The sequence below is a fragment of the Herminiimonas aquatilis genome, assembly GCF_042665175.1.
In the GTDB taxonomy this organism is placed as follows: Bacteria; Pseudomonadota; Gammaproteobacteria; order Burkholderiales; family Burkholderiaceae_D; genus Oxalicibacterium; species Oxalicibacterium aquatilis.
This window is the reverse complement of the sequence record NZ_JBHTCC010000001.1, coordinates 785,347-807,379: the sequence shown is the minus strand read 5'-3', so window position 1 is coordinate 807,379 and position 22,033 is coordinate 785,347. Positions and strand designations below refer to the sequence as shown.

The following is a 22,033-nucleotide window of genomic DNA, read 5'->3' as shown; positions in this document are numbered from 1 at the left end:
GCTGCTGTTTTACTGTTGTTTCAAGCACAAAGCCGGGGCTTGTTATGCGCTTATCGCAGACGCATATACCGTATAATCGCCGCTTTGCAACGCCAATTTCCTTACATTAGCCACAACATGAACTCGTCCGAAATCCGCGAAAAATTCCTGAAGTTCTTTGAGTCCAAAGGCCACACCATCGTGCCGTCCAGCCCGCTGGTTCCTGGCAACGACCCGACCCTGATGTTCACCAACTCGGGCATGGTCCAGTTCAAGGACGTGTTTCTGGGCGAAGACAAGCGCCCGTATGTGCGTGCGACGTCGGTGCAAGCCTGCCTGCGCGCTGGCGGCAAACACAACGATCTGGAAAACGTCGGCTATACCGCGCGTCACCATACTTTCTTCGAAATGCTGGGCAACTGGTCCTTCGGCGATTACTTCAAGCGCGACGCGCTGATGTGGTCGTGGGAACTGTTGACCAAGGTCTACGGCCTTCCGGGCGAGAAGCTGCTGGCCACGGTCTATATTGAAGATCAGGAAGCCTACGACATCTGGACCAAGGAAATCGGCTTGCCGCCTGAACGCGTAATCCGCATCGGCGACAACAAGGGCGGACGCTACAAGTCGGACAATTTCTGGATGATGGCGGACACCGGCCCCTGCGGCCCTTGCTCGGAAATTTTCTACGATCACGGCCCGCATATCGCCGGCGGTCCTCCGGGCAGCCCGGATGAAGACGGCGATCGCTTCATCGAAATCTGGAACAACGTGTTCATGCAGTTCGACATGGCGGAAGACGGTTCGGTCAAGCCGTTGCCTGCACCTTGCGTCGATACCGGCATGGGTCTGGAACGTCTGGCAGCGATTCTGCAAGGCGTGCACAGCAACTACGAGATCGATACCTTCGCAGCTTTGATCAAGGCTGCTGGACGTGAAACAAACACTACCGACCTGAAAAACAATTCTTTGCGCGTGATCGCCGATCACATCCGTGCAACCGCATTCCTGGTGGCCGACGGTGTGATTCCATCGAACGAAGGTCGCGGCTATGTACAGCGCCGCATCATTCGCCGCGCGATCCGTCACGGTTACAAGCTGGGCCAGAAAAAACCTTTCTTCCACAAGCTGGTGAAAGACCTGGTCGAGCAAATGGGTGCCGCTTATCCCAAGCTGCAAGCCGATGCACAACGCATTACCGATGTACTGAAAGCCGAAGAAGAGCGCTTCTTTGAAACGCTGGCTAACGGTATGGAAATTTTAGAGCGCTCGTTCAAGTTGGATAAAGTACTTACCAAGACTAATCAAGAACTTGATGGCAGTACTCCTGAATTCAAGTTGCCAGGTGATGTGGCCTTCAAACTCCATGACACCTTTGGCTTCCCTCTTGATTTGACCGCTGATGTTTGCCGTGAAAATGGTCTCACCGTCGATGAAGCAGGCTTCAATGCCGCGATGGAAAAACAAAAAGCCGCAGGCCGCGCAGCAGGCAAGTTCAAGATGGAACGCGCAGTGGAATACACAGGCGCGGGCAATGTCTTCACGGGTTACGAAAATCTGGAAGAAGACGCAAGCGTGGTTGGCTTGTATTTCGAAGGCACTGCGGTCAATGAATTGAAAGAAGGCCAGGCCGGTATCGTCGTACTCGACAACACGCCGTTCTATGCAGAAAGCGGCGGTCAGGTGGGCGACCAGGGCTGTGTCTCGGCCGAGGGCGTGCAGTTCGGTGTCGAAGATACGCAAAAGATCAAGGCGGATGTCTATGGTCATCATGGCGTGCAGATGCAAGGCAGCTTGAAGGTCGGCGACAAGGTAAAAGCTGCCGTCGATGGCGCACGTCGTGCCGCCACCATGCGCAATCACTCGGTCACGCACATCATGCACAAGGCTTTGCGCGAAGTGCTGGGCGACCATGTGCAGCAAAAAGGTTCGCTGGTCGATGCTGACAAAACGCGTTTTGACTTTGCCCACAATGCGGCGGTCACGCATGAACAGATACTCGAAATCGAAAAGCGCGTTAATGCAGAAATCCTCGCGAACTCGGATACGCAAGCACGTGTGATGGATATCGAATCTGCGCAAAAAACCGGCGCGATGATGCTGTTTGGCGAAAAGTACGGCGAAAGCGTACGCGTGCTCGACATCGGTTCCAGTCGCGAATTGTGCGGTGGTACGCACGTCACCCGCACCGGCGATATTGGTTTGTTCAAGGTCATCGGCGAGAGCGGCGTTGCTGCCGGCGTACGTCGTATCGAAGCGATTACCGGCGCAAATGCCTTGAGCTATCTGCAAGACCTGGAAGCGACTGTGCACAGTGCAGCAGCGACCTTGAAGTCGCCACCGCTTGAATTGCAAACGCGTTTGATGCAAGTGCTGGATCAAATGAAAACGCTGGAACGTGAAGTCAATGCGCTGAAAGGCAAGCTCGCTTCTTCGCAAGGCGACGATCTGTTGTCGCAGGCAATCGACGTCAACGGCATCAAGGTCTTGGCAGCGACACTGGAAAATGCCGATGCGGGAACCTTGCGTACCACGATGGATACCTTGAAAGACAAGCTGAAAACTGCTGCCATCGTTCTGGCTGCAGTCAACGACGGCAAGGTCAGCCTGATCGCCGGTGTCACAGCCGATGCAACCGGCAAGGTTAAAGCGGGCGAGTTGGTTAACTTTGTTGCGCAGCAAGTGGGCGGCAAAGGTGGCGGTCGTGCCGATATGGCGCAAGCCGGCGGCACCGATGCCAGCGGTTTGCCGGCAGCCTTGAAAGGCGTGGCAGCCTGGGTGAACGAACGAAGCTGATGCATTTTTAATCGCTCCGATCGCGAGCGATAATTCTCTACGGCAACAAAAAAGCGACGCGGCAAAATTGCCGTGTCGCTTTTTTTATTCTTTGCCTGCAATTTTTGTTAATGATTGCAAATTCGTGCCGTTACCAGATTGCGTGGCGTAAATAATGCTTATGCTACATGGTATCTTCTGCCCTCATTTCGATACGCAATTCCGTAGTAGACGAATCAATGTGCATCTCCCATCTTCGATAGGCGGCACAGAATTCGCAAGTGTTGCAACAGGGAAATTGTGAGTATAAGCATCAACCATCCGGCATTGTCTGCATCTGCGGTTTTTGCGCGTGATGTCGGAGGCGTGTTGCCTTCTTTTGTTCGACTCTGCGCATTTTTGATCGCCATGTTTTCTGCCTCGTCTGCCTTGGCCTGGGGCTTCGGAGAAATGCGCTTGCAGTCCGCACTGGGCCAACCACTCAAAGTCCAGATCGGATTGCTGGGTGATGACGCAGGCAAGGCCGAGGCGCTTTGCTTCAAGGGTTCCTTGCAATCCCTGGATGGCGTCTCGCTGGGAGGCGTTACCGTTGCCCTGCAGGCAGAGAACGCACTCATCAGGCTGGCGACTACACGCAACATCAATGAACCTGCTGCGTCACTCATCGTCAGCTATACCTGTCCACCACACATAAAGCGCGAATACACGATTCTTCTCGATCCTGTACCGAGCCGCGCATTGCCTGTCGTTACGCGTCAACAGGAGTCGCCGCAGCCCGTAATGCCGTCAAGCGAATCTGCGGCGCAAGCCACGAACGCTGCGGCTGGCGACAAGCCTGTGAAAAAACCGCGTCGTCGTGTTCAGGCCGAGCCTGTAGTCGCCACTGACGCAAGCGCGGCAGCAGCGCCAGTGGAGGCGCGCGCATCCCGCAAAAAAGAACGCGACAAACCATCCGAACCTGTCAAAAATGTGCTGCGTTTGGGTCAGAGTGATGGGCTTGGGCCGCATCCGCTGGATGGCAAGGCAGGTGTTCATCTGTTGCTGAGTTATGCCTTGCGTGGTGCGGCGCTTCCACCGGCGTCCGCATCTGCGGCTACGACTACTACGCAACCTGTTGTCGCCGCAGACCAGCCGGCTGTCGTTCCTGCTCCAGCACCTGCCGAAGATGCCGCCGCGCTGGCCCAGGCGGCGCAGGCGTTAGCGATGACGCAGTTGATGGAAAAAATACAGACGCTGGAAAACAAGACGGAAGATCTGCGTAAACAGAACAACCTTCAACTCACTGCGCTCGAAGCGGCACAGAAAAATCAGGCTTCGACGTCGAGCGATTATCTGCTTTATTTTTTGCTGTTGGTCTGCCTGGTTGCGATTGGTTGGCTGATGTGGCGCATGCACAGGATACGTACGAATGTGGAGACTTCTTCCTGGCAGCAAATCGTTCCTTACGATGAATATCCTTACCCTGAACGCGGCTGGGAGGTCGAGCAGACGGTTGCCCCACTCGCGCCAATCGCACCAATCGCAGATGCAGGGACATCCCCGGCAAATGACTCGGCAGAGCAAGAACCGTCGGCGGCGGCAGTCGTGGCGAAGGTGGCAGCAGCAGCAGCCTCATTCGACGATGGCGATCAATATTATGACAATCGCTTGAAAGTATCGACTGCGGAGGAAATTTCGGACGAGATGCAGCAGGCGGAGTTCTGGTTGAACATGAATCAGCCGTTGCGCGCAATTGAAGTGCTGGAAGCCAAGCCGGACCATGAAAGACCGACGTCCCCTGTGCACTGGCTCAATCTGATCGACCTCTACCGCCTTGCCGGAGAACGCAACAAGTACGAACAGATGGCAGCACGTTTCATGAGCGTATTCAACGCGCGCGTCGCCCCCTGGGATGATGACGCAGCTGCCCCGGAGAATTCGCGCGGTCTGGAAGGTTTCCCGGTGGTCATGGATCGCATAGTTCAACTGTGGCATACGGAAGCCTTGCTGTCGTTCCTCGAAAACCTGTTGATAGACGAGCGGGATGGCGCTCGCGCAGGCTTTGATCTGGCGGCATATCGCGACATTCTGTTTTTGACGAATATCGCGCATGGCGTCAAGGCAGCCAAGCGGTTTGATAAGTCGCCGGCCGCTCCTGACTGGTCTATTTTGTAATGGCAGTAGGTGCGGGGATGATACTTAAATGCCAATCATCGCCGCATCAGGTTTCACCCGTCTGGGTTTGGGAGTAGAATCGCCCGTTCCTCAATAGTGATTGATGTGAGAGAAAATCAATGGAATTTACCAAGGACCTCGATGCACGAGGTTTGAATTGCCCTTTACCAATATTGAAGACGAAGAAGGCGCTGGCGGATATGACCACGGGTCAGATCTTGCGTGTGCAGGCAACCGATCCTGGTTCCGTGCGCGATTTTCAGGCGTTTTCCAAGCAAACCGGTAATGAATTGGTAGAGCAGAGAGAAGAGAACGACGTATTCACCTTCTTCATGAAACGCAAGTAAGAGCGACATCAAGCTGCTTTTTTCTGCCAGTCTGTTCCACCGCAATTCCCCTTTGTGCGCATGCACGCTACGGGCGCACCGTGCCTGACACTCTGTTATTCCCCATGTTGATATCGGTGTTTCAAGGCCGGATGTCGCGTGGCGTTTCGGCTTTGTGGTCTAGTCTGCGCATGCCAGCCTGAATCGCCGATACGGAAGTCCGCTTGCACTTCCGTTTATAATCGTTCCCAATTTACATTTATGTCATTCTGATTTTTTTCAAAGGCAGAGCTATGAAAGTGCTGGTTCCAGTCAAACGTGTGGTTGATTACAACGTCAAGGTCCGCGTCAAATCGGATCAATCCGGTGTCGATATCGCCAACGTCAAAATGTCGATGAATCCCTTCGATGAAATCGCCGTGGAAGAAGCGACGCGCTTGAAAGAAGCCGGCAAGGTCACCGAGATCATTGCCGTTTCTTGCGGCGTCCTGCAATCGCAGGAAACCCTGCGTACCGCGATGGCCATCGGTGCCGACCGCGCCATCCTGGTGGAAACCGATGTCGAGTTGCAGCCTTTGGCCGTGGCCAAACTGTTGAAGGCGATCGCCGACAAAGAGCAGCCGCAACTGATCATTCTGGGTAAACAGGCGATCGATGACGACGCCAACCAGACCGGTCAAATGCTGGCAGCCTTGCTCGACTGGCCGCAAGCAACTTACGCATCGAAGATTGAAGTCGATGACTCCAAGGCTGACGCGCCCCGGGTCAAGGTGACGCGTGAAGTCGATGGCGGCATGGAAGTAGTCTCGCTGACATTGCCGGCGATCGTCACGACAGATCTGCGTTTGAACGAACCGCGTTATGTGACGCTGCCCAACATCATGAAGGCCAAAAAGAAAACGCTGGATAACGTCAAGCCAGCCGATCTGGGCGTCGATGTCACACCGCGTTTGAAAACGCTGAAAGTGACCGAGCCGGCCAAGCGTTCCGCCGGCATCATCGTGCCGGACGTGGCGACCTTGGTTGCCAAACTGAAGACCGAAGCCAAAGTTATTTAATCACCTGCTGCGACTGCGCATCAACAGATGCAGCCGCATGGTTGGAACAATTACAGGAAATCATCATGACCGCACTTGTCATTGCCGAACACGATAACGCCTCCTTAAAAGGCAGCACCCTGCACACGATTACTGCCGCGCTTCAATGCGGTGGCGAGGTGCACGTTTTGATCGCCGGCCATCAAGCCGATGCAGCAGCACAAGCCGCTGCAAAAATTGCAGGCGTAGCCAAGGTACTGGTAGCCGACGGCGCACAATTTGCCGATGGCCTGGCAGAAAATGTCGCGGCACAAGCGCTGGCACTCGCCAGCAACTATTCGCATATCCTCGCACCGGCAACGGCCTACGGTAAAAACATTTTGCCGCGTATAGCTGCCAAGCTCGATGTTGCGCAAATTTCAGAAATCACTAAAGTCATTTCCGCCGATACTTTCGAGCGTCCGTTTTATGCTGGTAATGCAATCGCAACCGTGCAATCGTCGGATGCGATCAAAGTAATCACTGTGCGTACGACGACGTTCGATTCCGCAGCAGAAGGCGGCGCGGCGACTGTGGAAAACGTGACTGCGGTTGCCGATTCCGGCAAGTCATCATTCGTGTCGCGCGAGCTGGCAACCTCGGCACGTCCTGAGTTGACGGCTGCGAAAATCGTCGTCTCCGGCGGTCGCGGCATGGGCTCGGAAGAAAGCTTCAAGATCCTCGAACCTCTGGCCGACAAACTCGGTGCTGCGATGGGCGCATCGCGTGCCGCAGTTGATGCGGGCTACGTGCCTAACGATTGGCAAGTCGGTCAAACCGGCAAGATCGTTGCGCCTGATTTGTATATCGCGGTTGGTATCTCGGGCGCGATCCAGCATCTGGCCGGCATGAAGGATTCCAAAGTGATCGTGGCAATCAACAAGGATGCGGAAGCGCCTATCTTCTCGGTGGCGGATTACGGCATCGTGGGCGATCTGTTCGAGATCGTGCCTAAGCTCGTTGCTGAGCTGGGCTAAAGAAATACGTAATATGCAGGTGGCAAAAATTGCCATCTGTAAAAGAAGTGGGCGGGACGTGAAGGCGAGTTGTGGTGTGTTCGGGATTTTTTCTGGCACACTGCGATTTACTGAACGTCCTGCCCATTTTCTTTAGGAGCTTTGCATGAGCTACGTCGCACCGTTAAAAGACATGCTGTTCGTGATGAACGAGTTGGCCGATCTGAAAGCCGTCAATGCCTTGCCGGGTTGCGAAGATGCCACGCCGGAAACGGTAGAAGCGGTGCTGGAAGAAAACGCACGCTTTTGCAGTGAAGTGATTGCGCCGCTCAACAAGACTGGCGATCAACATCCAAGTACATGGAAAGACGGCAAGGTCACGACCACGCCCGGCTTCAAGGAAGCATTCAAGGCATACGGCGAGGCCGGCTGGCAGGGCGTGCAGCATCCTGTCGATTTTGGCGGACAGGGTTTGCCGAAACTGGTGGCGACGCCTTGCATGGAAATGCTGAATGCAGCCAACCTGTCTTTTGCCTTATGTCCGTTGCTGACCGATGGTGCGATCGAGGCGTTGATGACGGCTGGCTCGGACGAGCAAAAAGAAAAATTTCTCCCTCATTTCATTTCCGGTAAATGGACCGGCACGATGAACCTGACCGAGCCGCAAGCCGGCTCCGATCTGGCGATGGTGCGCTCGCGTGCAATTCCGCAGGGCGATGGTACGTACAAGATTTCTGGTACCAAGATATTCATTACCTACGGCGAACACGACATGGCGGAGAACATCATCCACCTCGTACTGGCGCGCACGCCGGATGCACCGGAAGGCGTGAAAGGGATATCGCTGTTTGTCGTGCCGAAGTTTCTGGTCAATGCAGATGGTTCGCTGGGCGAGCGCAATGATGCATTTTGCGTATCCATCGAACACAAGCTGGGCATCAAGGCGAGTCCGACGGCGGTATTGCAGTTCGGCGATCACGGCGGTGCCATCGGCACCTTGATCGGACAGGAAAATCGCGGGCTGGAAACCATGTTCATCATGATGAACGCGGCGCGCTTTGCTGTCGGCATGCAAGGCATCGCGGTGGCGGAACGTGCGTATCAAAAAGCCGTCGCGTATGCGAAAGATCGCGTGCAGTCGAAAGACCTGGAAGGTTCGGCGACGGCGGTTTCCATCATTCATCAACCGGACGTGCGGCGCATGTTGATGGCTATGCGGGCGCAGATAGAAGCTGCGCGTGCGCTGGCGTATGTAGGTGCTGCGGCGTTCGATATTGCACATCATCACACTGATGAAAAAGTACGCAGCAGCAATCAGGCTTTCTATGAGTTCTTGGTGCCGGTCATCAAAGGCTGGTCGACTGAGATGTCGATTGATGTCGCATCCACCGGCTTGCAAATACACGGCGGCATGGGCTTTATAGAGGAAACAGGCGCTGCGCAATATTATCGCGATGCCCGCATTCTGACGATTTACGAAGGCACGACGGCGATTCAAGCCAACGATCTGGTCGGTCGCAAAACTGTGCGCGATGGCGGCGCGGTGGCGCGTGACATCATTGCTCGCGTACGAGAAACGGAAGCCGCATTGGGAGCATCGTCATCTGCCGATTTGCAGGCGATAGGCAAACATCTTGCCTCCGCTGCAGGCGCGCTCGACGCAGTCGTGGCGTATGTGGTGGCGAATATTCAATCCGATATCAAAGGCGTGTTTGCGGGCAGTGTGCCGTATCTAAAACTGGCCGGTATCGTGCTGGGTGGCTGGCAAATGGCGCGCGCTGCATTGGTCGCGCAACAGAAGCTGGATGCGAAAGATGGCGACGCGAAGTTTTATGCGGCAAAGGTTGCGACCGCGCGTTTCTTTGCCGATCATTATTTGTCGCAGGCTGCTGGATATCGCAGTGCGATTTTGGACGGTAGCAGCGGTGTATTGGCGCTGGATGAAGATCAGTTCTGAATGACTGCCTGTCGGACGCTAATGAGCCGCCCGACCAAACTCGCGCGTCGCTCCTGCGATCGGTGCTAGCGCAAACGGCCGATGTAACCGCGATCGACCGGATCGCCATTATCGGCGGGTGCCGTTGCCGCAGGGGCTGCCGCTGCAGGCGGTGCTGCAGCGTGTTCGGTCATGCGCGCAATCAAGGGTGGTTTGGGTTCCGCGACCACGAATAAACCCTCAGGACCAAAGAAAATGTCCTGCAGTTTGACGCCTAATTCCTGCAAGTCTTCTATAGGCGAGAGGGATGCCATTTTCAATAGGTAACGGCAATAGGCCGGGTCGATACGCATGTACTCGATATCGGTTACCCGGCCGGTTTGCCGGCGTAATGTGACGTGCAGCCGGCCCATCAGGGCAAATGCCTGATTTTCCAGAGCTGCCCGTGTGTGGTGTTCATCGCTCATAGTACGTGCTCACCATGTTGTTCTAGATCGAGACCTTCACGTTCGGCTTCTTCGCTGACACGCAAGCCGACCAGTGCATTGACGATGCCCAGAATGATGGCCGTCATGACGGCCGAGAAGACGACGGTGACGATGACGCCGAAAGCTTGATTGCCGAAACTGCTTTCCACGCCGCCTATGCTCTTGACGGCAAACACGCCGGTTAATAAAGCGCCGACGATACCGCCGATCGCATGCACGCCGAACACGTCCAGCGAGTCGTCATAACCCATTCTGGATTTGAGTGCGGTTGCGCCCAGATAGCAGGCCAGGCCCGCGGCGGCACCGATCACCAGTGCACCCGTGACGCCGACGAAACCGGATGCCGGCGTAATCGCGACCAGGCCGGAAACCGCACCGGATACCAGACCGAGTACCGAAGGTTTGCCCCGACGCGCCCATTCTATGAACATCCATGACAAGGCACCCACTGCGGTAGCGATTTGGGTAACCAGCATTGCCATGCCGGCGCGACCATCTGCAGCCACTGCTGAGCCGGCATTGAAGCCGAACCAGCCTACCCACAGCATCGAAGCGCCGATAACGGTCAGCACCAGATTGTGCGGCGGCATCGGCTCTTTGCCGAAGCCCAGACGTGGTCCGATGATGATTGCTGCCACCAGGCCGGACACGCCGGCATTGATGTGCACGACTGTGCCGCCGGCAAAATCCAGAACACCGCGTGCTGCCAACCAGCCTGTCGGTTCCCATACCCAATGCGCTACGGGTGAATAAACAAAAATTGACCACAGAGTGATGAACATCAGCAGTGCCGAAAATTTCATCCGTTCGGCAAAGGCGCCGGTGATCAGGGCTGGCGTGATGATCGCGAATGTCATCTGGAACATCACGAACACGCTTTCCGGAATCGTCGGTGCAATTTCACTGACGGTCAGCTTGCCGGTTTCCTTGAAAAAATCCATGCCGTTTAACAGAACACGATCCAGGCCGCCTATATATGGTGAGTTGGGTGTAAATGCCAAGCTGTAGCCGATGACGACCCAAATGATGGTGACCAGGCAGGTAACGGCAAAACTGTGTGCCATGGTGGTCAGTACGTTTTTCTTGCGCACCATGCCGGCGTAAAACAGGGCCAGGCCAGGAATCGTCATGAATAACACCAGCGCGGTGGAAGCCAATAACCAGGCGGTATCACCCGAATTGATGGATGAGGCGTCGACCAGTGTGGGTTTGCTCATCGGTGCGGCAACGACTGGTTCGGCCGATGCGGCATTGGAACTAGCCGCAGCCGGCTCGACGATCATCGGTGCCGTCAATAATGGTGGCGTTGTTTCAGCGGTGGGAGCTTCACTGTTCGCAGCAACCGGCGGCGCGGTTTCCGGCGGTGCCGGTTGCGCGGAGGCGATATTCAGACACCAGCCTAAAACCAGGATGGCAACTGCCATCGAAGCGGACGTAGAGCGTATGGCCATTGAAACTCCCTCTTTGACTTGAATTAGGCATCCTGACGATGCCATAGCATGTTTCATAAAAGCACTATGCGTGCCATGCTGAGATTCAAATCCGGGTAGAGGGAGCAGGCTTTCATTCCGGGATGAAAGCTTGCCAGATTGCACTGCGGCTGCACACAGCCGAGCTGTGATGCACTGTGATGGGGATGTCGTCGTCGTTTACAGGGTCGCTGCCTGCGAGCGATTCAACCGAATGCGCCGCCAGTCAGGTACAGGTCAAAGGCGCGGGCGATAGTGGCGATCAAGGCCGTTGAACCCAGCGCAAAGGTAACGACGACCATTAAAATCACGGCCCAGCCCGAATTCGAGCTGCGACCTGACTGCGGGTTGTACTGCGCATCCCATTTTTCGTCAGGGGTAAGTCCGATCACCAGTGCGCCTATAAAACCGGCAAAAATGGAAAGTGGCAGCGCCAAAACGTGCACCCACGCCCAAACGTCTTTCTTTCCGTAAAGATAAAAGCGATGCGCGCCCAAGCCGCCGAACAGAGCTGCTAGCAGGGTGCTGAGGGTTTTATTCTTGTGGCGGATGGCCATATAATTTGATCGCTGGTAAAAGAGGTGTTTTTGCTGAAAATGGGCCGGATGGCGGTTTGACTGTGTCGCGGCGTATTGTAACGGCAGATGTCAGGCGGCAAGCGATAACGGCAAGCATGGATGGAGGTTGTTAATATGCAATGTTTTAGCGTTTGCGGCACAAATTTCCCCTGTTTTGCCACGTCGCCGTTGCAAAGGGCGTGAATGAGGTTGCGGCCGCTGCGCTAGTTGGGCTATAATTTGCGGCTTTTTCCGTGTTCAGACACTTTTTGGAAATATTATGGTCGTTATTCGTTTAGCTCGTGGTGGTGCAAAAAAGCGCCCTTTTTATAACATCGTTGCTACAGATTCGCGCAATCGCCGCGATGGTCGTTTCATCGAACGTATCGGTTTCTTCAATCCGGTAGCATCCGGCGCTGAAGAAAGCGTTCGTATCGCTCAAGACCGTCTGGCCTATTGGCAAGGCGTAGGCGCACAATTGTCGCCTACCGTTGCACGTTTGGTCGCTCAAGCTGGTAAAGCGCAAGCCGGCAAAGCAGCAGCTTAAGTTTTGTCCAATCAAACGGCATCGGGAATGAAAGTTCCTGAAGATTTGGTGCTGGTTGGTTACATCTCCGGTGCATATGGATTGAATGGCTGGGTGCGGGTCAGACCCTATTCAGCCGATGCGGATGCGTTGTTGAATGCCAAGACATGGTGGCTGGATAAGCCAGAGTTCCGTGACGTGGCGATGATGCAATCCAAGATTCATTCCGGCGATGTGGTCGCGCAGTTGATGGGTGTGGCAGGGCGAGATGCTGCGGAGGCGCTGAAAGGTGCTGCCGTACAGATTCCGCGCAGTCATTTTCCGGCGCTGTCCGACAACGAATTTTACTGGGTCGATCTAATCGGTCTGGAAGTCGAAAACTTGCAGGGCGAGCATCTGGGTCGGGTCAGTGACATGATGGACAATGGCGCGCATCCTATCTTGCGTGTTGCAGTTCCTCAGGCGACTGATGCTGGCGATGATGCCAAAGCTGCGCAAGAGTTGCTGATCCCGTTTGTCGAGCAGTTCGTCATTACGGTTGATCGGGCGGCGAAAAAAATTACGGTGGACTGGGGACTCGACTATTAGTCAGTCCGTTTTGAGGAGTGGGCGAGATGCAATTTGATGTCGTCACGCTGTTCCCTGAAATGTTTACCGCGATTACGCAGTCGGGTATTACGCGACGTGCGTTCGAACAAAAGAAATGCGAACTGGCATTGTGGAATCCGCGTGATTTCACCAGCGACAAACATCGCACCGTCGATGACCGGCCTTATGGTGGCGGTCCCGGAATGGTGATGATGGTCAAGCCGCTGCAGGCAGCGGTGCTGGAAGCAAAGAAGCGGCAAATTGCAAGTGAGTTGCCTGCACCTCGTGTGATTTACATGTCACCGCAAGGCAAGGCGTTGACGCACGAACGTGTGATGCAGTTAGCGGCTGAACCAGGTCTGGTTTTGCTGTGTGGTCGCTACGAAGCAGTCGATCAGCGCTTTCTCGATGCCTGCGTCGATGAAGAAATCAGCCTTGGCGATTTCGTGCTGTCAGGCGGTGAATTGCCGGCGATGGCCTTGATGGATGCAGTGATCCGGCAGTTGCCTGGCGTCTTGCACGATGATGCTTCTGCCGTTGAAGACAGTTTTGTAAATGGCTTGCTCGATTGTCCGCACTACACGCGACCTGAAGACTATGAAGGTGCAACGGTGCCGGCAGTATTGATGGGTGGCCATCATGTCGAGATTGAAAAATGGCGACGTGAGCGTGCGTTGGAAGCAACCGCGAAGAAACGTCCGGACATGATTATCAAGGCACGCGCAGCAGGTTTGCTGACGCGTTCCGATGAAAAGTTTTTAAGCAGTATTTAAGTAGTATGTAGCACCGAATAAGTTGTTCAGTAGTTTGTAGTATCGCGCAGGAAAGCAGTCTGTTCCTGCAATGTGTAACCCCATCCTCTACCGGGCATATTAGAAATACCTGGCGCCGGCAAGATGGTTATTGGAGTAATAAAAATGGATCTGATCCAAACATTAGAGCAAGAAGAAATTGCTCGCCTGGCAAAGAACATCCCTGACTTCGCTCCTGGCGATACAGTGATCGTTAACGTCAACGTAGTCGAAGGTACGCGCAAGCGCGCCCAGGCTTACGAAGGCGTCGTGATTTCGCGTCGCAATCGCGGCTTGAACTCGAACTTCATCGTTCGTAAAATCTCGTCGGGTGAAGGCGTAGAGCGTACGTTCCAACTTTACTCGCCACTGATCGCTTCGATCGAAGTGAAACGTCGCGGTGATGTACGTCGTGCAAAACTGTACTACTTGCGCGATCGTTCGGGCAAATCGGCACGTATCAAAGAAAAATTGCCACAACGTCGCGTTGTTGCAAAACAAGCGGCAGAATAATCAGACTGGATTTATCCAGCCTGTCATTCGGCATCAACAAAAAAGGCACCTTCGGGTGTCTTTTTTGTTTTGATGGCACAATCGTAATTGTTAAATGCTGGTGCTTAAACAGCTGCCGGTTTAACATCAATCAAATGATACTGCATGAGGAACATTGTGCAGCTATCCTTTCATTAACGGTGCGCAATCTGCATCCGCATCAGGCAGTGGGTTCATCGGCGGTGATTCATATATTCTGATTCATAAGCGGTGGGTGGCTTGGCTGCAAAGCGGGATGCATTGCGTAATTGATAGTCCTGGCATGTAGGAACAAGAATTGGCCACACTGCATTTCGATCCGGAATTACTCCCTGTTGATTCATTGGGAGGTGAGGATGCAATTACTCTGGAACAATTGAGAGCGGATGCCTTGCGCGCCCGTTTTTCGAATCCGCCCGAGTGGTCGCCGGAAATCACGATAGAGCGTTTAGTCAGACCGATGACCGGGCCATTGACGGATGCGGCCGTATTGCTGCCTATCGTATTGCGTGATGACGGACCGACTTTGTTGTTCACGCAAAGAGCCGCCCATCTCAGCGCGCATGCCGGTCAAATCAGTTTTCCCGGCGGTCGTATGGAGGCTTACGATGCGTCACCGATCGAAACAGCCTTGCGTGAAACAGAAGAGGAAATCGGACTCGATCGCGTGCATATCGATGTCATCGGTACGCTGCCTGAATATCATACCGGTACCGGTTTTAGAGTCACTCCCGTGGTTGCGATCGTGCAGCCGCCATTTGAAATGCGTGCAGATCCATTTGAGGTCGCAGAGATATTCGAAGTACCGTTGTCTTTTCTGATGAATGGCATGCATCATCAACGCCGTACCGCCGAATTCATTACCGGAAATCGCACTTTCTATGTAATGTCTTATGAACGCTTCTTTATCTGGGGCGCGACCGCAGGTATGCTGCGTAATCTTTTCCACTTCTTGCGTGCATAGACGCGGAGTGTGCAAACTCAAGCCTTGCTTTGCGCCTGTTTATTTGATTCTGATCAAGTGCTGCGTTATCGTATAGGTTGACTGACTTACAAGGCGCCTTAATGACATTTTTTTCCATCCTCTTTGCGCTACTGATCGAACAACTGAAGCCTTTGCGTGCCGACAATCCTGTCTATTCAGGTGCGCGTGCACTCGCTGCAAAACTGGAGGGTGCGTTCAATGCGGGGCAGGTACAGCATGGGCGTATTGCGTGGCTATTGATGATTCTCGCATTCACAGTGCCGACCGCCTTGCTCTACTGGATCAGTATCAAAATCGGTCTGTTGGCGGCCTTGATTGTGAATGTCGCCGTGGTGTACGTGACGATGGGCTTTCGCCATTACAGTCATTTCTTCACGTCGATTCAAATTGCATTGAATAACGGTGACGAAGCGACGGCACGTTCGCTACTGGCCGAATGGACCAAGCGCGATACTGCGGGCATGGATGCCAGCGAAGTTGCGCGGATCGCGGTAGAGAAAGCCTTGGTCACCACCCACAGGAATGTGTTCGGTGTGTTCTTCTGGATACTGACCCCATTGGGGCCGGTCGGAGCCATCATGTATCGGGTTGCAGAATATCTGGCGCGCGTCTGGAACGAACCAAAGACTGCCGAGCGTGAAGAATTTGGACGTTTTGCTGCGCAAGCCTTTTACTGGATAGACTGGATTCCGGTTCGCCTGACGGCTGCAGCCTTTGCAGTTGTGGGCAATTTTGAAGATGCGATTTATGCTTGGCGTAATTTTGCAGGCCGCTGGCAGGACGAAGCGGTCGGCATCATCCTTTCTGCCGGCGGCGGGGCGATGGGCATACGCCTTGGTGCCTCCGTTGAAAATGCCGCCGAGATCGTTACAGCCGATGCGACGACGGTAGATTCCATCACTCTGGAAACGGAAGCGCCGGTTGGTGAAGAAGCGAGCAGTCGCGCATTGCAAAGTACCGTTGGACTGGTATGGCGCGCTTTGCTATTGTGGATGCTGCTGGTGCTGTTGTTATCGATTGCAAAATGGTTAGGCTAAAGTTTGTGTAGTTAAATTTAAAAAGGGCGCGCCGTGATGGTGCGCCCTTTTTTGCGTGGCTTCAGCATCCTTGCATTTGCCAGGTGGACTTGCATATTTAACGCCCGGTTTCATTTGTGTTACATGAAAATCTGTTGTTTGCTGAAGTAATTAACAATTGCTTCTTACCAAGACCACATAAATCAGTTACGCTTCGATAAATATGTGCAAAATAAACACGCGCTTTTAATCGTTCGATAGCCCATTCGTTTTTAAGACAGTAGCGCATAGGAAATTTTATTGATGCGTAGTCGCCTACCTTTCTCTCTGTCTTTTGCAGCACTGCTGGCATTTGTGCTTGGAGTGCTGATTAGTGCTCTTTTGTTTACGGCGGTGCGCCGCCTTGAGCATGACAAGGTGGATATCGATTTTCAGCAGCAGGCCAAAGTACGGGTTGCAGCGATCCAGAATGGAATCGACAATTCGATCAATGTTCTGCAAGACGTTAATCAACTATTTGTTGCGTTCGAGTCAGTCAGCCGCGAACAATTTCGATCCTTTACCGCGCCTCTTCTTGCCGGTAATCCTTATATTCAAGCACTAAATTTTCATCGTTATGTTTCCGCGCAGGAGCGTCCGGAATATGAGGCCGCGATGCGCATGCAGTTCCCCGGGTTTTCGATTGGCGACATCTCGAAAGGCGCGCCCGTGCCGGCAGCGCAAAGGGAGCGCTATCGCGTAGTCGATTACATCGAACCGATGGAAGGAAACAAGGCAGCGCTGGGTATAGACGCCGATTCTTATCCTTTTCAGGATAATGCAATGCAACTGGCGGTAGATACGGGTGAGCCGGCTGCAACCGGTTTGCTGCGATTAACGCAGGAAAGTGGAACACAAAAAGGTTTAATCGTATTGATGCCGGTCTATCGGCAGGGTGCGCCGCTGACTACAGTGGCCGAGCGACGTCAGGCTGTCATTGGTGACACAGCCGTTGTCTTTCGCGGCGGAGACATGATTGCCAAATCCTTGTCGGCTGACGGCTTCATGCTGGTATCGGATGCCAAGCTCCCTTTGAATATCAGTGTTTATGCCAGCGATAGCACGCGTGATGATGCACTGGTTTTTCGTCAGGGCGCAGCCTCGGCATTGATGGAGTCGAGTATAGGTCTTCCAAAATGGCTGTTTTACAACCAGCCTGAACCTTATCAGCATGTATTCAATGTGGCCGGCCAGCCTTGGCATATGGTGGTTTCAACCCCACCTAGCTGGTTTTTGCATGAGGGCGGCACCGCCTTGTGGGCGTTTTTGGCGGGCTTGCTGTTCAGTTTCGGCGGTGCGATATATTTGCACACACTGGTGGATCGATCGAGGCGCATCCAATTGGTGGTGGACGAACGCACCGCGCAGCTACGTTCGGTCAATGAAGATTTGAACGCTGATATTGCCGCGCGCAAGCGTACCGAACAAGAGCTGCAATTGCGCGAGCGTGCCATCGAAGCCAGCGCAAATTCGATCATCATCACCAGTGCTGTCGCACCGCACTATCAGATCGAATATGTCAATCCGGCCTTCGAACGCATCACCGGTTATTCCGCACAAGAAGCGATGGGCATGAACCTGTGTTTCCTGTGGTGTGATGACGTCGATCAGCCGGGGATTGAAGAAATTCGTGCTACCGCCAACGAGGAAAGAGAAGGTCACGCCGTCCTGCGCAACTACCGCAAGGACGGCACTCTGTTCTGGAGCGATTTGTACATTGCGCCGGTCAAGGATGATGAGGGTGTGGTCAGTCATTTCATCGTGGTGCAATACGACATTACCGCCACCAAGCGCTACGAATCCGAGCTGGAATTCCAAACCAATCGCGATGCGTTGACCGGCCTGGCGAATCGCAGCCTGTTACGCGACCGACTGAGTCAGGCTGTCTCGTATGCCTATCGTTACGGGCATCCGATCTGGGTACTGTTTGTCGATCTTGATCGATTTAAATTCGTCAACGATACGCTGGGTCATCAGGCCGGCGATATTTTGTTGACCTCCGTTTCGTCGCGTTTGCAGGCGGCGGTACGCGATACGGATACGGTCGCACGCATGGGCGGTGATGAGTTTGTCTTGATTTTGCCGGAACGCACGGATGCTGGATTATCCACACATATCGTGCAGCGCATCATGGATGCGATTGCACAGCCGCTGACGATCGAAGGCCATGAGTTTTTTGTCAGTTGCAGTATAGGTGTTGCAGTTTATCCGGCAGATGGTGACACACCTGAAGAGTTGATCAAGCACGCAGACATTGCGATGTATCGCGCGAAGGAAACCGGGCGCAACAATTTCCAGTTCTATACCTCGGCAATGAATGAGCGCGCGCTGGAGCGCCTGCATATCGAAGGCGATTTGCGCAATGCGTTGGAACGTGAAGAATTCATGCTGCACTATCAGCCGCAAGTCGATCTTCGCACTGGCGAAATTGTTGGAGTCGAAGCACTGATACGCTGGCAACATCCGGAGCTGGGTATGGTGCCGCCTGTGCGCTTCATCGGTCTGGCAGAAGAAAATGGTTTGATCGTTCCGATAGGAGCTTGGGTTATCCGTACCGCCTGTTTGCAAAACAAGGCATGGCAGTTACGCGGGCTCGGGCATTTGCGCATATCGGTTAACTTGTCCGCGCGACAGTTTGCACAAGAAGATCTGGTCGAATCAATTGCGAGTAGTTTGCGTGAAGCCGGACTCGCACCTGAATATCTGGAAATTGAATTGACGGAAAGCCTGGTGATGGCGGACGTCGATCGCGCGATCGGTATTCTGCGCGAACTGAAGGCACTGGGCGTCAAACTGTCGATTGACGATTTTGGCACCGGTTATTCAAGCCTGTCCTACCTCAAACGTTTCCCTATCGATGTCTTGAAAATCGATCGCTCGTTTGTCAATGACATTACCATTGATCCGGACGATGCCGCCATCGTTGCTTCCATCGTTTCACTGGCGCACAGTTTGCGATTACAGGTGATTGCAGAGGGTGTCGAAACAGAAGCGCAGCTTACCTATCTGCGCGAACATGACTGTGATCAAATTCAGGGATACTTCTTCAGTCGCCCAGTCACGGCTGATGCAATGACAGTGATGCTGGAAGAAGGCAAGCGTCTACCGATCGAGATGTTGACACTGTGAAACAAGCGTGCGGTTGAATTTGTTTTAGCGATCAGCTCAACATGAATTTTCCCTTTATTCAGCGCTCTGGGCTACTTGTCCTTTCTTTGTAATCCAGCAGCCAGCGGGCGGTGCTGATTGAACGCCACACAATATTCAACTGACGATAGCCGAGATTGCCGAGAATTGCGACGCTAGCCAGCTTCGCTATATCGCTTGCCTTGGGATACAGATGGAAGGACATTTCTTCCAGTAGCAGGCCGGAGGCCGACAATAAAACTCCCAAACCTATAGCAATCGAAAAGAAAGCCATGAAGGCTTGTAGTGACAGCACACCGCAAGCATAGGTTAGAAGAATGAATACATAGCCGAATAATTCAAGAATGGGCCCCAGGCATTCAAACACAAGGAAAAACGGGAATGCCAGTCGTCCCGGCACGCCGCCGTTACGCGAAAACAGCAATCCGGTATTTTGGCTCAGGCTGTCCAGCAAACCGCACTGCCATCGCATGCGCTGACGTTTCAATGTTGCCAGGTCTTCCGGCACTTGCTGCCAGCACACAGGGTCGGCGACAAAAGTGATTTGATATTCCCGCTGTTGCTGGCGCATCAATCGGTGCAGGCGGACGATGAGTTCCATGTTTTCGGTGGTTGTATCAATACGATAACCGCCGGCTGCAATCACCACTGCCTTCTGAAATAATCCGACACCGGCTGCTGGAGCAATCAGCATGCCGTTCATTGTTGACCAACCTAGTGGAGCGAACAAGGATGTGCGCAGGTATTCAATGATCTGAAAAACAGGTAGCCAGCGCTTTGGCATTGCAATCTTGTGCAGCAAGCCATTTTCCACCTCGCAACCGTTCGCAACCCTTACCGCCCCGGCGGTTGCAATCACCGTGTCTTGATTCAGGAATGGTGCAACCATGCGGCGCAGGCTGTCGCGATGCAGAATCGTGTGCTCATCGACGCTGCAGAATAGTGGGTAGCGTGATGCATTGATGCCTGCGTTCAGTGCATCTGCCTTGCCGCCGTATATTTTGTCTATGACGCGCAGGTTTGGATAACGCGTTGATCGATAAATCCGATGTACATCCCGGGTCGCCAACTGTATCCGATATGCTTCCGGGAATGCATGCAGGCCGAAGGTGCTGATCAGCTTATCCAGTGTCTCATCTTGAGAGCCATCGTTAATTACGATGATTTCGAAATTGGCGTAGTCGAGTTGTAATAGCGCATGTACAGAGGTGGAAATAGTTGCCGCGCTATTGTGTGTGCTCATTAACAGGGTGATCGGTTGCTCAAGGCCGGAATAAATCTGAGGTAAATCTGCCAGTACTTTTTCCTGTTCCATTTGATGCATGCGGAAAATGGATAAGGCATTGAGCAGAAAATAGCTGATCTTGGAAACAATGAAGTAGCCGAGTATGCACCAGGTCGCTGCGGCGACGAATGAGGATAGGGTCATGCCGGAGTTCTTTCAGCGAGTACCTGGCCCAGCATGTCGCGTGCAAAGCGGTCGGAAAGATTGTCGCGCAGCTGCTCTATTTCTACGATGCTGAAAAACGGCATGCTGACAAGTGCGCGCGCCGCCCGGTAGCGCACCCACCATTCGCGATCGGCCAGCAAGGGAACCAGGCGATTGATATCGGCATGTTCGCCTATGCGTCCTAGAATCTTTGCCGCCTGTACTCTGACGCGCCAGTCAGGATGGTTCAGACAGGCGCGTACATGTGTCAGTAGACCGGCATCGTTTGCTATGCGCAAGGCAGCGATGATCGTGTCGGTATCGTTCGCCTGATCCAGCAGGCGCAAAACGATGGCTTGCGGTATTGCCAAGTGCAATGCTTCGATCAGACGCAAGGTCCGAACCAGATGCACTGATTTGATGTCGCTAGTCGCTTCCAGTAATGGTTGTAGAAATGCGCCTTGCGCAGATTGCAGTATCGTTACCACATGTGTAATTGGCCAATCTTCACGCGCTAGCAACAAGGGCATTAATTGCCGGGCAGTCGCTTCTGCATCTATCTGCACGAGTGCCTGGAATGCATAGCTCGACGTGACATGATCGGCTGCCAGCGTTTGAGTGACGAGCAAGTCCCACGATGGATGATCGCGCATATGACCGAGCGCCAATGTTGCGAGCAAACAATCGACACGATCACCATGCCTGAGCAGGCGCCGTGAGAAATAATCGCAACCCACTGAATAGGCGATGCTGACCAGATTGCCTTTTGCTTCGCCATGTGAGGTGCGCATCAAGTTGTTCCACAGCTTGAGAAAGTACACGCGTTCGCCTGCTCCGATAGTCGGCAAAATTGCAGGAACTGAAGAGTGCAGCGAACTCAACAGCAAAGGACGCCAGACTGACAGAAAAGCCTGTTCTTTCTGTGTCCTGCGATTGAGTGCCATGCGTAGACATACCATCATTAAAACCAGCAACAAGGTCAGGCCAATCGCTCCGATTCCTATCCAGGCGAAGCATGCATAGTGTGGGTCTTGAGATGCACTGATCATTGAGTAATGTCTATTAAAAGTGCGCTATCTGTTGCACCTGCAGCGACCATGTCATGCGTGCTCATGTGTCGCCCCTGACTCAAATTTGAATCTGGTTGACGTGCTACTGGCGGGGCCGGACGATCGATGGGAGTACAACATATTGAGGTTGTCTTGCAAGCAAGTGGAAGTGATGCATTACAGCATCTAATTGTAATGCTGATTTTCGGCAAGATAGTG

18 protein-coding genes are annotated in these 22,033 nt (G+C 53.6%); 13 read left to right on the top strand and 5 right to left on the bottom strand.

The features are described 5' to 3' along the window. The first annotated feature begins 117 nt into the window (after nt 1–117). From alaS to ACFQO0_RS03675, 6 genes are all read left to right on the top strand, one after another. Nucleotides 118–2,772: an alanine--tRNA ligase gene (gene alaS / locus ACFQO0_RS03700; protein ID WP_382232682.1), complete on the top strand. Its 2,655-nt coding sequence runs from the start codon at nt 118–120 to the stop codon at nt 2,770–2,772. A gap of 279 nt (nt 2,773–3,051) precedes the next feature. After that, entirely contained in the window at nt 3,052–4,905 is a 1,854-nt protein-coding gene (locus ACFQO0_RS03695; protein ID WP_382232681.1) for a type IV pilus assembly protein FimV, read from the top strand. 119 nt (nt 4,906–5,024) lie between these two features. Continuing rightward, entirely contained in the window at nt 5,025–5,252 is a 228-nt protein-coding gene (locus ACFQO0_RS03690) for a sulfurtransferase TusA family protein (RefSeq protein ID WP_382232680.1), read from the top strand. 272 nt (nt 5,253–5,524) lie between these two features. Then, entirely contained in the window at nt 5,525–6,289 is a 765-nt protein-coding gene (locus tag ACFQO0_RS03685) for an electron transfer flavoprotein subunit beta/FixA family protein (protein WP_382232679.1), read from the top strand. Nucleotides 6,290–6,354: 65 nt separating this feature from the next. Further along, a complete protein-coding gene (locus ACFQO0_RS03680; protein ID WP_382232678.1) occupies nt 6,355–7,284 on the top strand; it encodes an electron transfer flavoprotein subunit alpha/FixB family protein in 930 nt (309 codons plus the stop codon). A 145-nt stretch (nt 7,285–7,429) separates the two neighbouring features. Beyond that, nucleotides 7,430–9,220 carry an acyl-CoA dehydrogenase gene (locus ACFQO0_RS03675; protein ID WP_382232677.1) on the top strand — a complete coding sequence of 597 codons (1,791 nt, stop codon included), beginning with the start codon at nt 7,430–7,432 and terminating at the stop codon, nt 9,218–9,220. Nucleotides 9,221–9,285: 65 nt separating this feature from the next. Here ACFQO0_RS03675 and ACFQO0_RS03670 read toward each other — a convergent pair whose 3' ends face one another. From ACFQO0_RS03670 to ACFQO0_RS03660, 3 genes are all read right to left on the bottom strand, one after another. Then, nucleotides 9,286–9,666 (bottom strand): hypothetical protein, encoded by a 381-nt coding sequence (locus tag ACFQO0_RS03670; protein ID WP_382232676.1) that lies wholly within the window; start codon nt 9,664–9,666, stop codon nt 9,286–9,288. Then, a complete protein-coding gene (locus tag ACFQO0_RS03665) occupies nt 9,663–11,138 on the bottom strand; it encodes an ammonium transporter (protein WP_382232675.1) in 1,476 nt (491 codons plus the stop codon). Before ACFQO0_RS03665 ends, ACFQO0_RS03670 begins: the two co-directional genes overlap by 4 nt. A 224-nt stretch (nt 11,139–11,362) precedes the next feature. Further along, complete coding sequence (locus tag ACFQO0_RS03660; RefSeq protein ID WP_382232674.1) at nt 11,363–11,713, bottom strand: TM2 domain-containing protein; 351 nt, start codon at nt 11,711–11,713, stop codon at nt 11,363–11,365. A gap of 280 nt (nt 11,714–11,993) precedes the next feature. On the opposite strand from ACFQO0_RS03660, the gene rpsP reads away from it, so the two are divergent. The 7 genes from rpsP to ACFQO0_RS03625 all read left to right on the top strand — a co-directional run bounded on the left by rpsP (nt 11,994) and on the right by ACFQO0_RS03625 (nt 19,318). Continuing rightward, nucleotides 11,994–12,260, top strand: coding sequence for a 30S ribosomal protein S16 (rpsP, locus tag ACFQO0_RS03655; protein ID WP_382232673.1), 267 nt, complete (start codon nt 11,994–11,996; stop codon nt 12,258–12,260). Between the two features lie 27 nt (nt 12,261–12,287). After that, nucleotides 12,288–12,827, top strand: a complete 540-nt coding sequence (gene rimM, locus ACFQO0_RS03650; protein ID WP_382232672.1) for a ribosome maturation factor RimM — start codon at nt 12,288–12,290, stop codon at nt 12,825–12,827. 26 nt (nt 12,828–12,853) lie between these two features. Then, entirely contained in the window at nt 12,854–13,600 is a 747-nt protein-coding gene (trmD, locus tag ACFQO0_RS03645) for a tRNA (guanosine(37)-N1)-methyltransferase TrmD (protein WP_382232671.1), read from the top strand. A 144-nt stretch (nt 13,601–13,744) separates the two neighbouring features. Further along, nucleotides 13,745–14,131 (top strand): 50S ribosomal protein L19, encoded by a 387-nt coding sequence (rplS, locus tag ACFQO0_RS03640; RefSeq protein WP_382232670.1) that lies wholly within the window; start codon nt 13,745–13,747, stop codon nt 14,129–14,131. A 316-nt stretch (nt 14,132–14,447) separates the two neighbouring features. Continuing rightward, nucleotides 14,448–15,113, top strand: coding sequence for a CoA pyrophosphatase (locus tag ACFQO0_RS03635; protein ID WP_382232669.1), 666 nt, complete (start codon nt 14,448–14,450; stop codon nt 15,111–15,113). A gap of 101 nt (nt 15,114–15,214) precedes the next feature. Continuing rightward, a complete protein-coding gene (locus ACFQO0_RS03630) occupies nt 15,215–16,171 on the top strand; it encodes a CobD/CbiB family protein (RefSeq protein WP_382232668.1) in 957 nt (318 codons plus the stop codon). A gap of 282 nt (nt 16,172–16,453) precedes the next feature. Then, on the top strand, nt 16,454–19,318 hold the full coding sequence (locus ACFQO0_RS03625; RefSeq protein ID WP_382232667.1) for a bifunctional diguanylate cyclase/phosphodiesterase: 2,865 nt from the start codon (nt 16,454–16,456) through the stop codon (nt 19,316–19,318). A 58-nt stretch (nt 19,319–19,376) separates the two neighbouring features. Here the strand turns inward: ACFQO0_RS03625 and ACFQO0_RS03620 are convergent, their stop codons facing one another. Then, nucleotides 19,377–20,765, bottom strand: a complete 1,389-nt coding sequence (locus ACFQO0_RS03620; RefSeq protein ID WP_382232666.1) for a glycosyltransferase family 2 protein — start codon at nt 20,763–20,765, stop codon at nt 19,377–19,379. Further along, complete coding sequence (locus ACFQO0_RS03615; RefSeq protein ID WP_382232665.1) at nt 20,762–21,814, bottom strand: HEAT repeat domain-containing protein; 1,053 nt, start codon at nt 21,812–21,814, stop codon at nt 20,762–20,764. The genes ACFQO0_RS03620 and ACFQO0_RS03615 overlap by 4 nt, the downstream gene beginning before the upstream one ends. Between the last annotated feature and the right edge of the window lie 219 nt (nt 21,815–22,033).

What these genes read in the sequence shown, in the direction of transcription:
- alaS (WP_382232682.1), top strand. Translation starts at nt 118, where the DNA reads ATGAACTCGTCCGAAATCCGCGAAAAATTCCTGAAGTTCTTTGAGTCC.
- ACFQO0_RS03685 (WP_382232679.1), top strand. Translation starts at nt 5,525, where the DNA reads ATGAAAGTGCTGGTTCCAGTCAAACGTGTGGTTGATTACAACGTCAAG.
- ACFQO0_RS03680 (WP_382232678.1), top strand. Translation starts at nt 6,355, where the DNA reads ATGACCGCACTTGTCATTGCCGAACACGATAACGCCTCCTTAAAAGGC.
- ACFQO0_RS03630 (WP_382232668.1), top strand. Translation starts at nt 15,215, where the DNA reads ATGACATTTTTTTCCATCCTCTTTGCGCTACTGATCGAACAACTGAAG.
- ACFQO0_RS03665 (WP_382232675.1), bottom strand. Translation starts at nt 11,138, where the DNA reads ATGGCCATACGCTCTACGTCCGCTTCGATGGCAGTTGCCATCCTGGTT.
- rpsP (WP_382232673.1), top strand. Translation starts at nt 11,994, where the DNA reads ATGGTCGTTATTCGTTTAGCTCGTGGTGGTGCAAAAAAGCGCCCTTTT.
- ACFQO0_RS03625 (WP_382232667.1), top strand. Translation starts at nt 16,454, where the DNA reads ATGCGTAGTCGCCTACCTTTCTCTCTGTCTTTTGCAGCACTGCTGGCA.
- ACFQO0_RS03675 (WP_382232677.1), top strand. Translation starts at nt 7,430, where the DNA reads ATGAGCTACGTCGCACCGTTAAAAGACATGCTGTTCGTGATGAACGAG.
- ACFQO0_RS03670 (WP_382232676.1), bottom strand. Translation starts at nt 9,666, where the DNA reads ATGAGCGATGAACACCACACACGGGCAGCTCTGGAAAATCAGGCATTT.
- rplS (WP_382232670.1), top strand. Translation starts at nt 13,745, where the DNA reads ATGGATCTGATCCAAACATTAGAGCAAGAAGAAATTGCTCGCCTGGCA.
- ACFQO0_RS03620 (WP_382232666.1), bottom strand. Translation starts at nt 20,765, where the DNA reads ATGACCCTATCCTCATTCGTCGCCGCAGCGACCTGGTGCATACTCGGC.
- trmD (WP_382232671.1), top strand. Translation starts at nt 12,854, where the DNA reads ATGCAATTTGATGTCGTCACGCTGTTCCCTGAAATGTTTACCGCGATT.
- ACFQO0_RS03660 (WP_382232674.1), bottom strand. Translation starts at nt 11,713, where the DNA reads ATGGCCATCCGCCACAAGAATAAAACCCTCAGCACCCTGCTAGCAGCT.
- ACFQO0_RS03690 (WP_382232680.1), top strand. Translation starts at nt 5,025, where the DNA reads ATGGAATTTACCAAGGACCTCGATGCACGAGGTTTGAATTGCCCTTTA.
- rimM (WP_382232672.1), top strand. Translation starts at nt 12,288, where the DNA reads ATGAAAGTTCCTGAAGATTTGGTGCTGGTTGGTTACATCTCCGGTGCA.
- ACFQO0_RS03615 (WP_382232665.1), bottom strand. Translation starts at nt 21,814, where the DNA reads ATGATCAGTGCATCTCAAGACCCACACTATGCATGCTTCGCCTGGATA.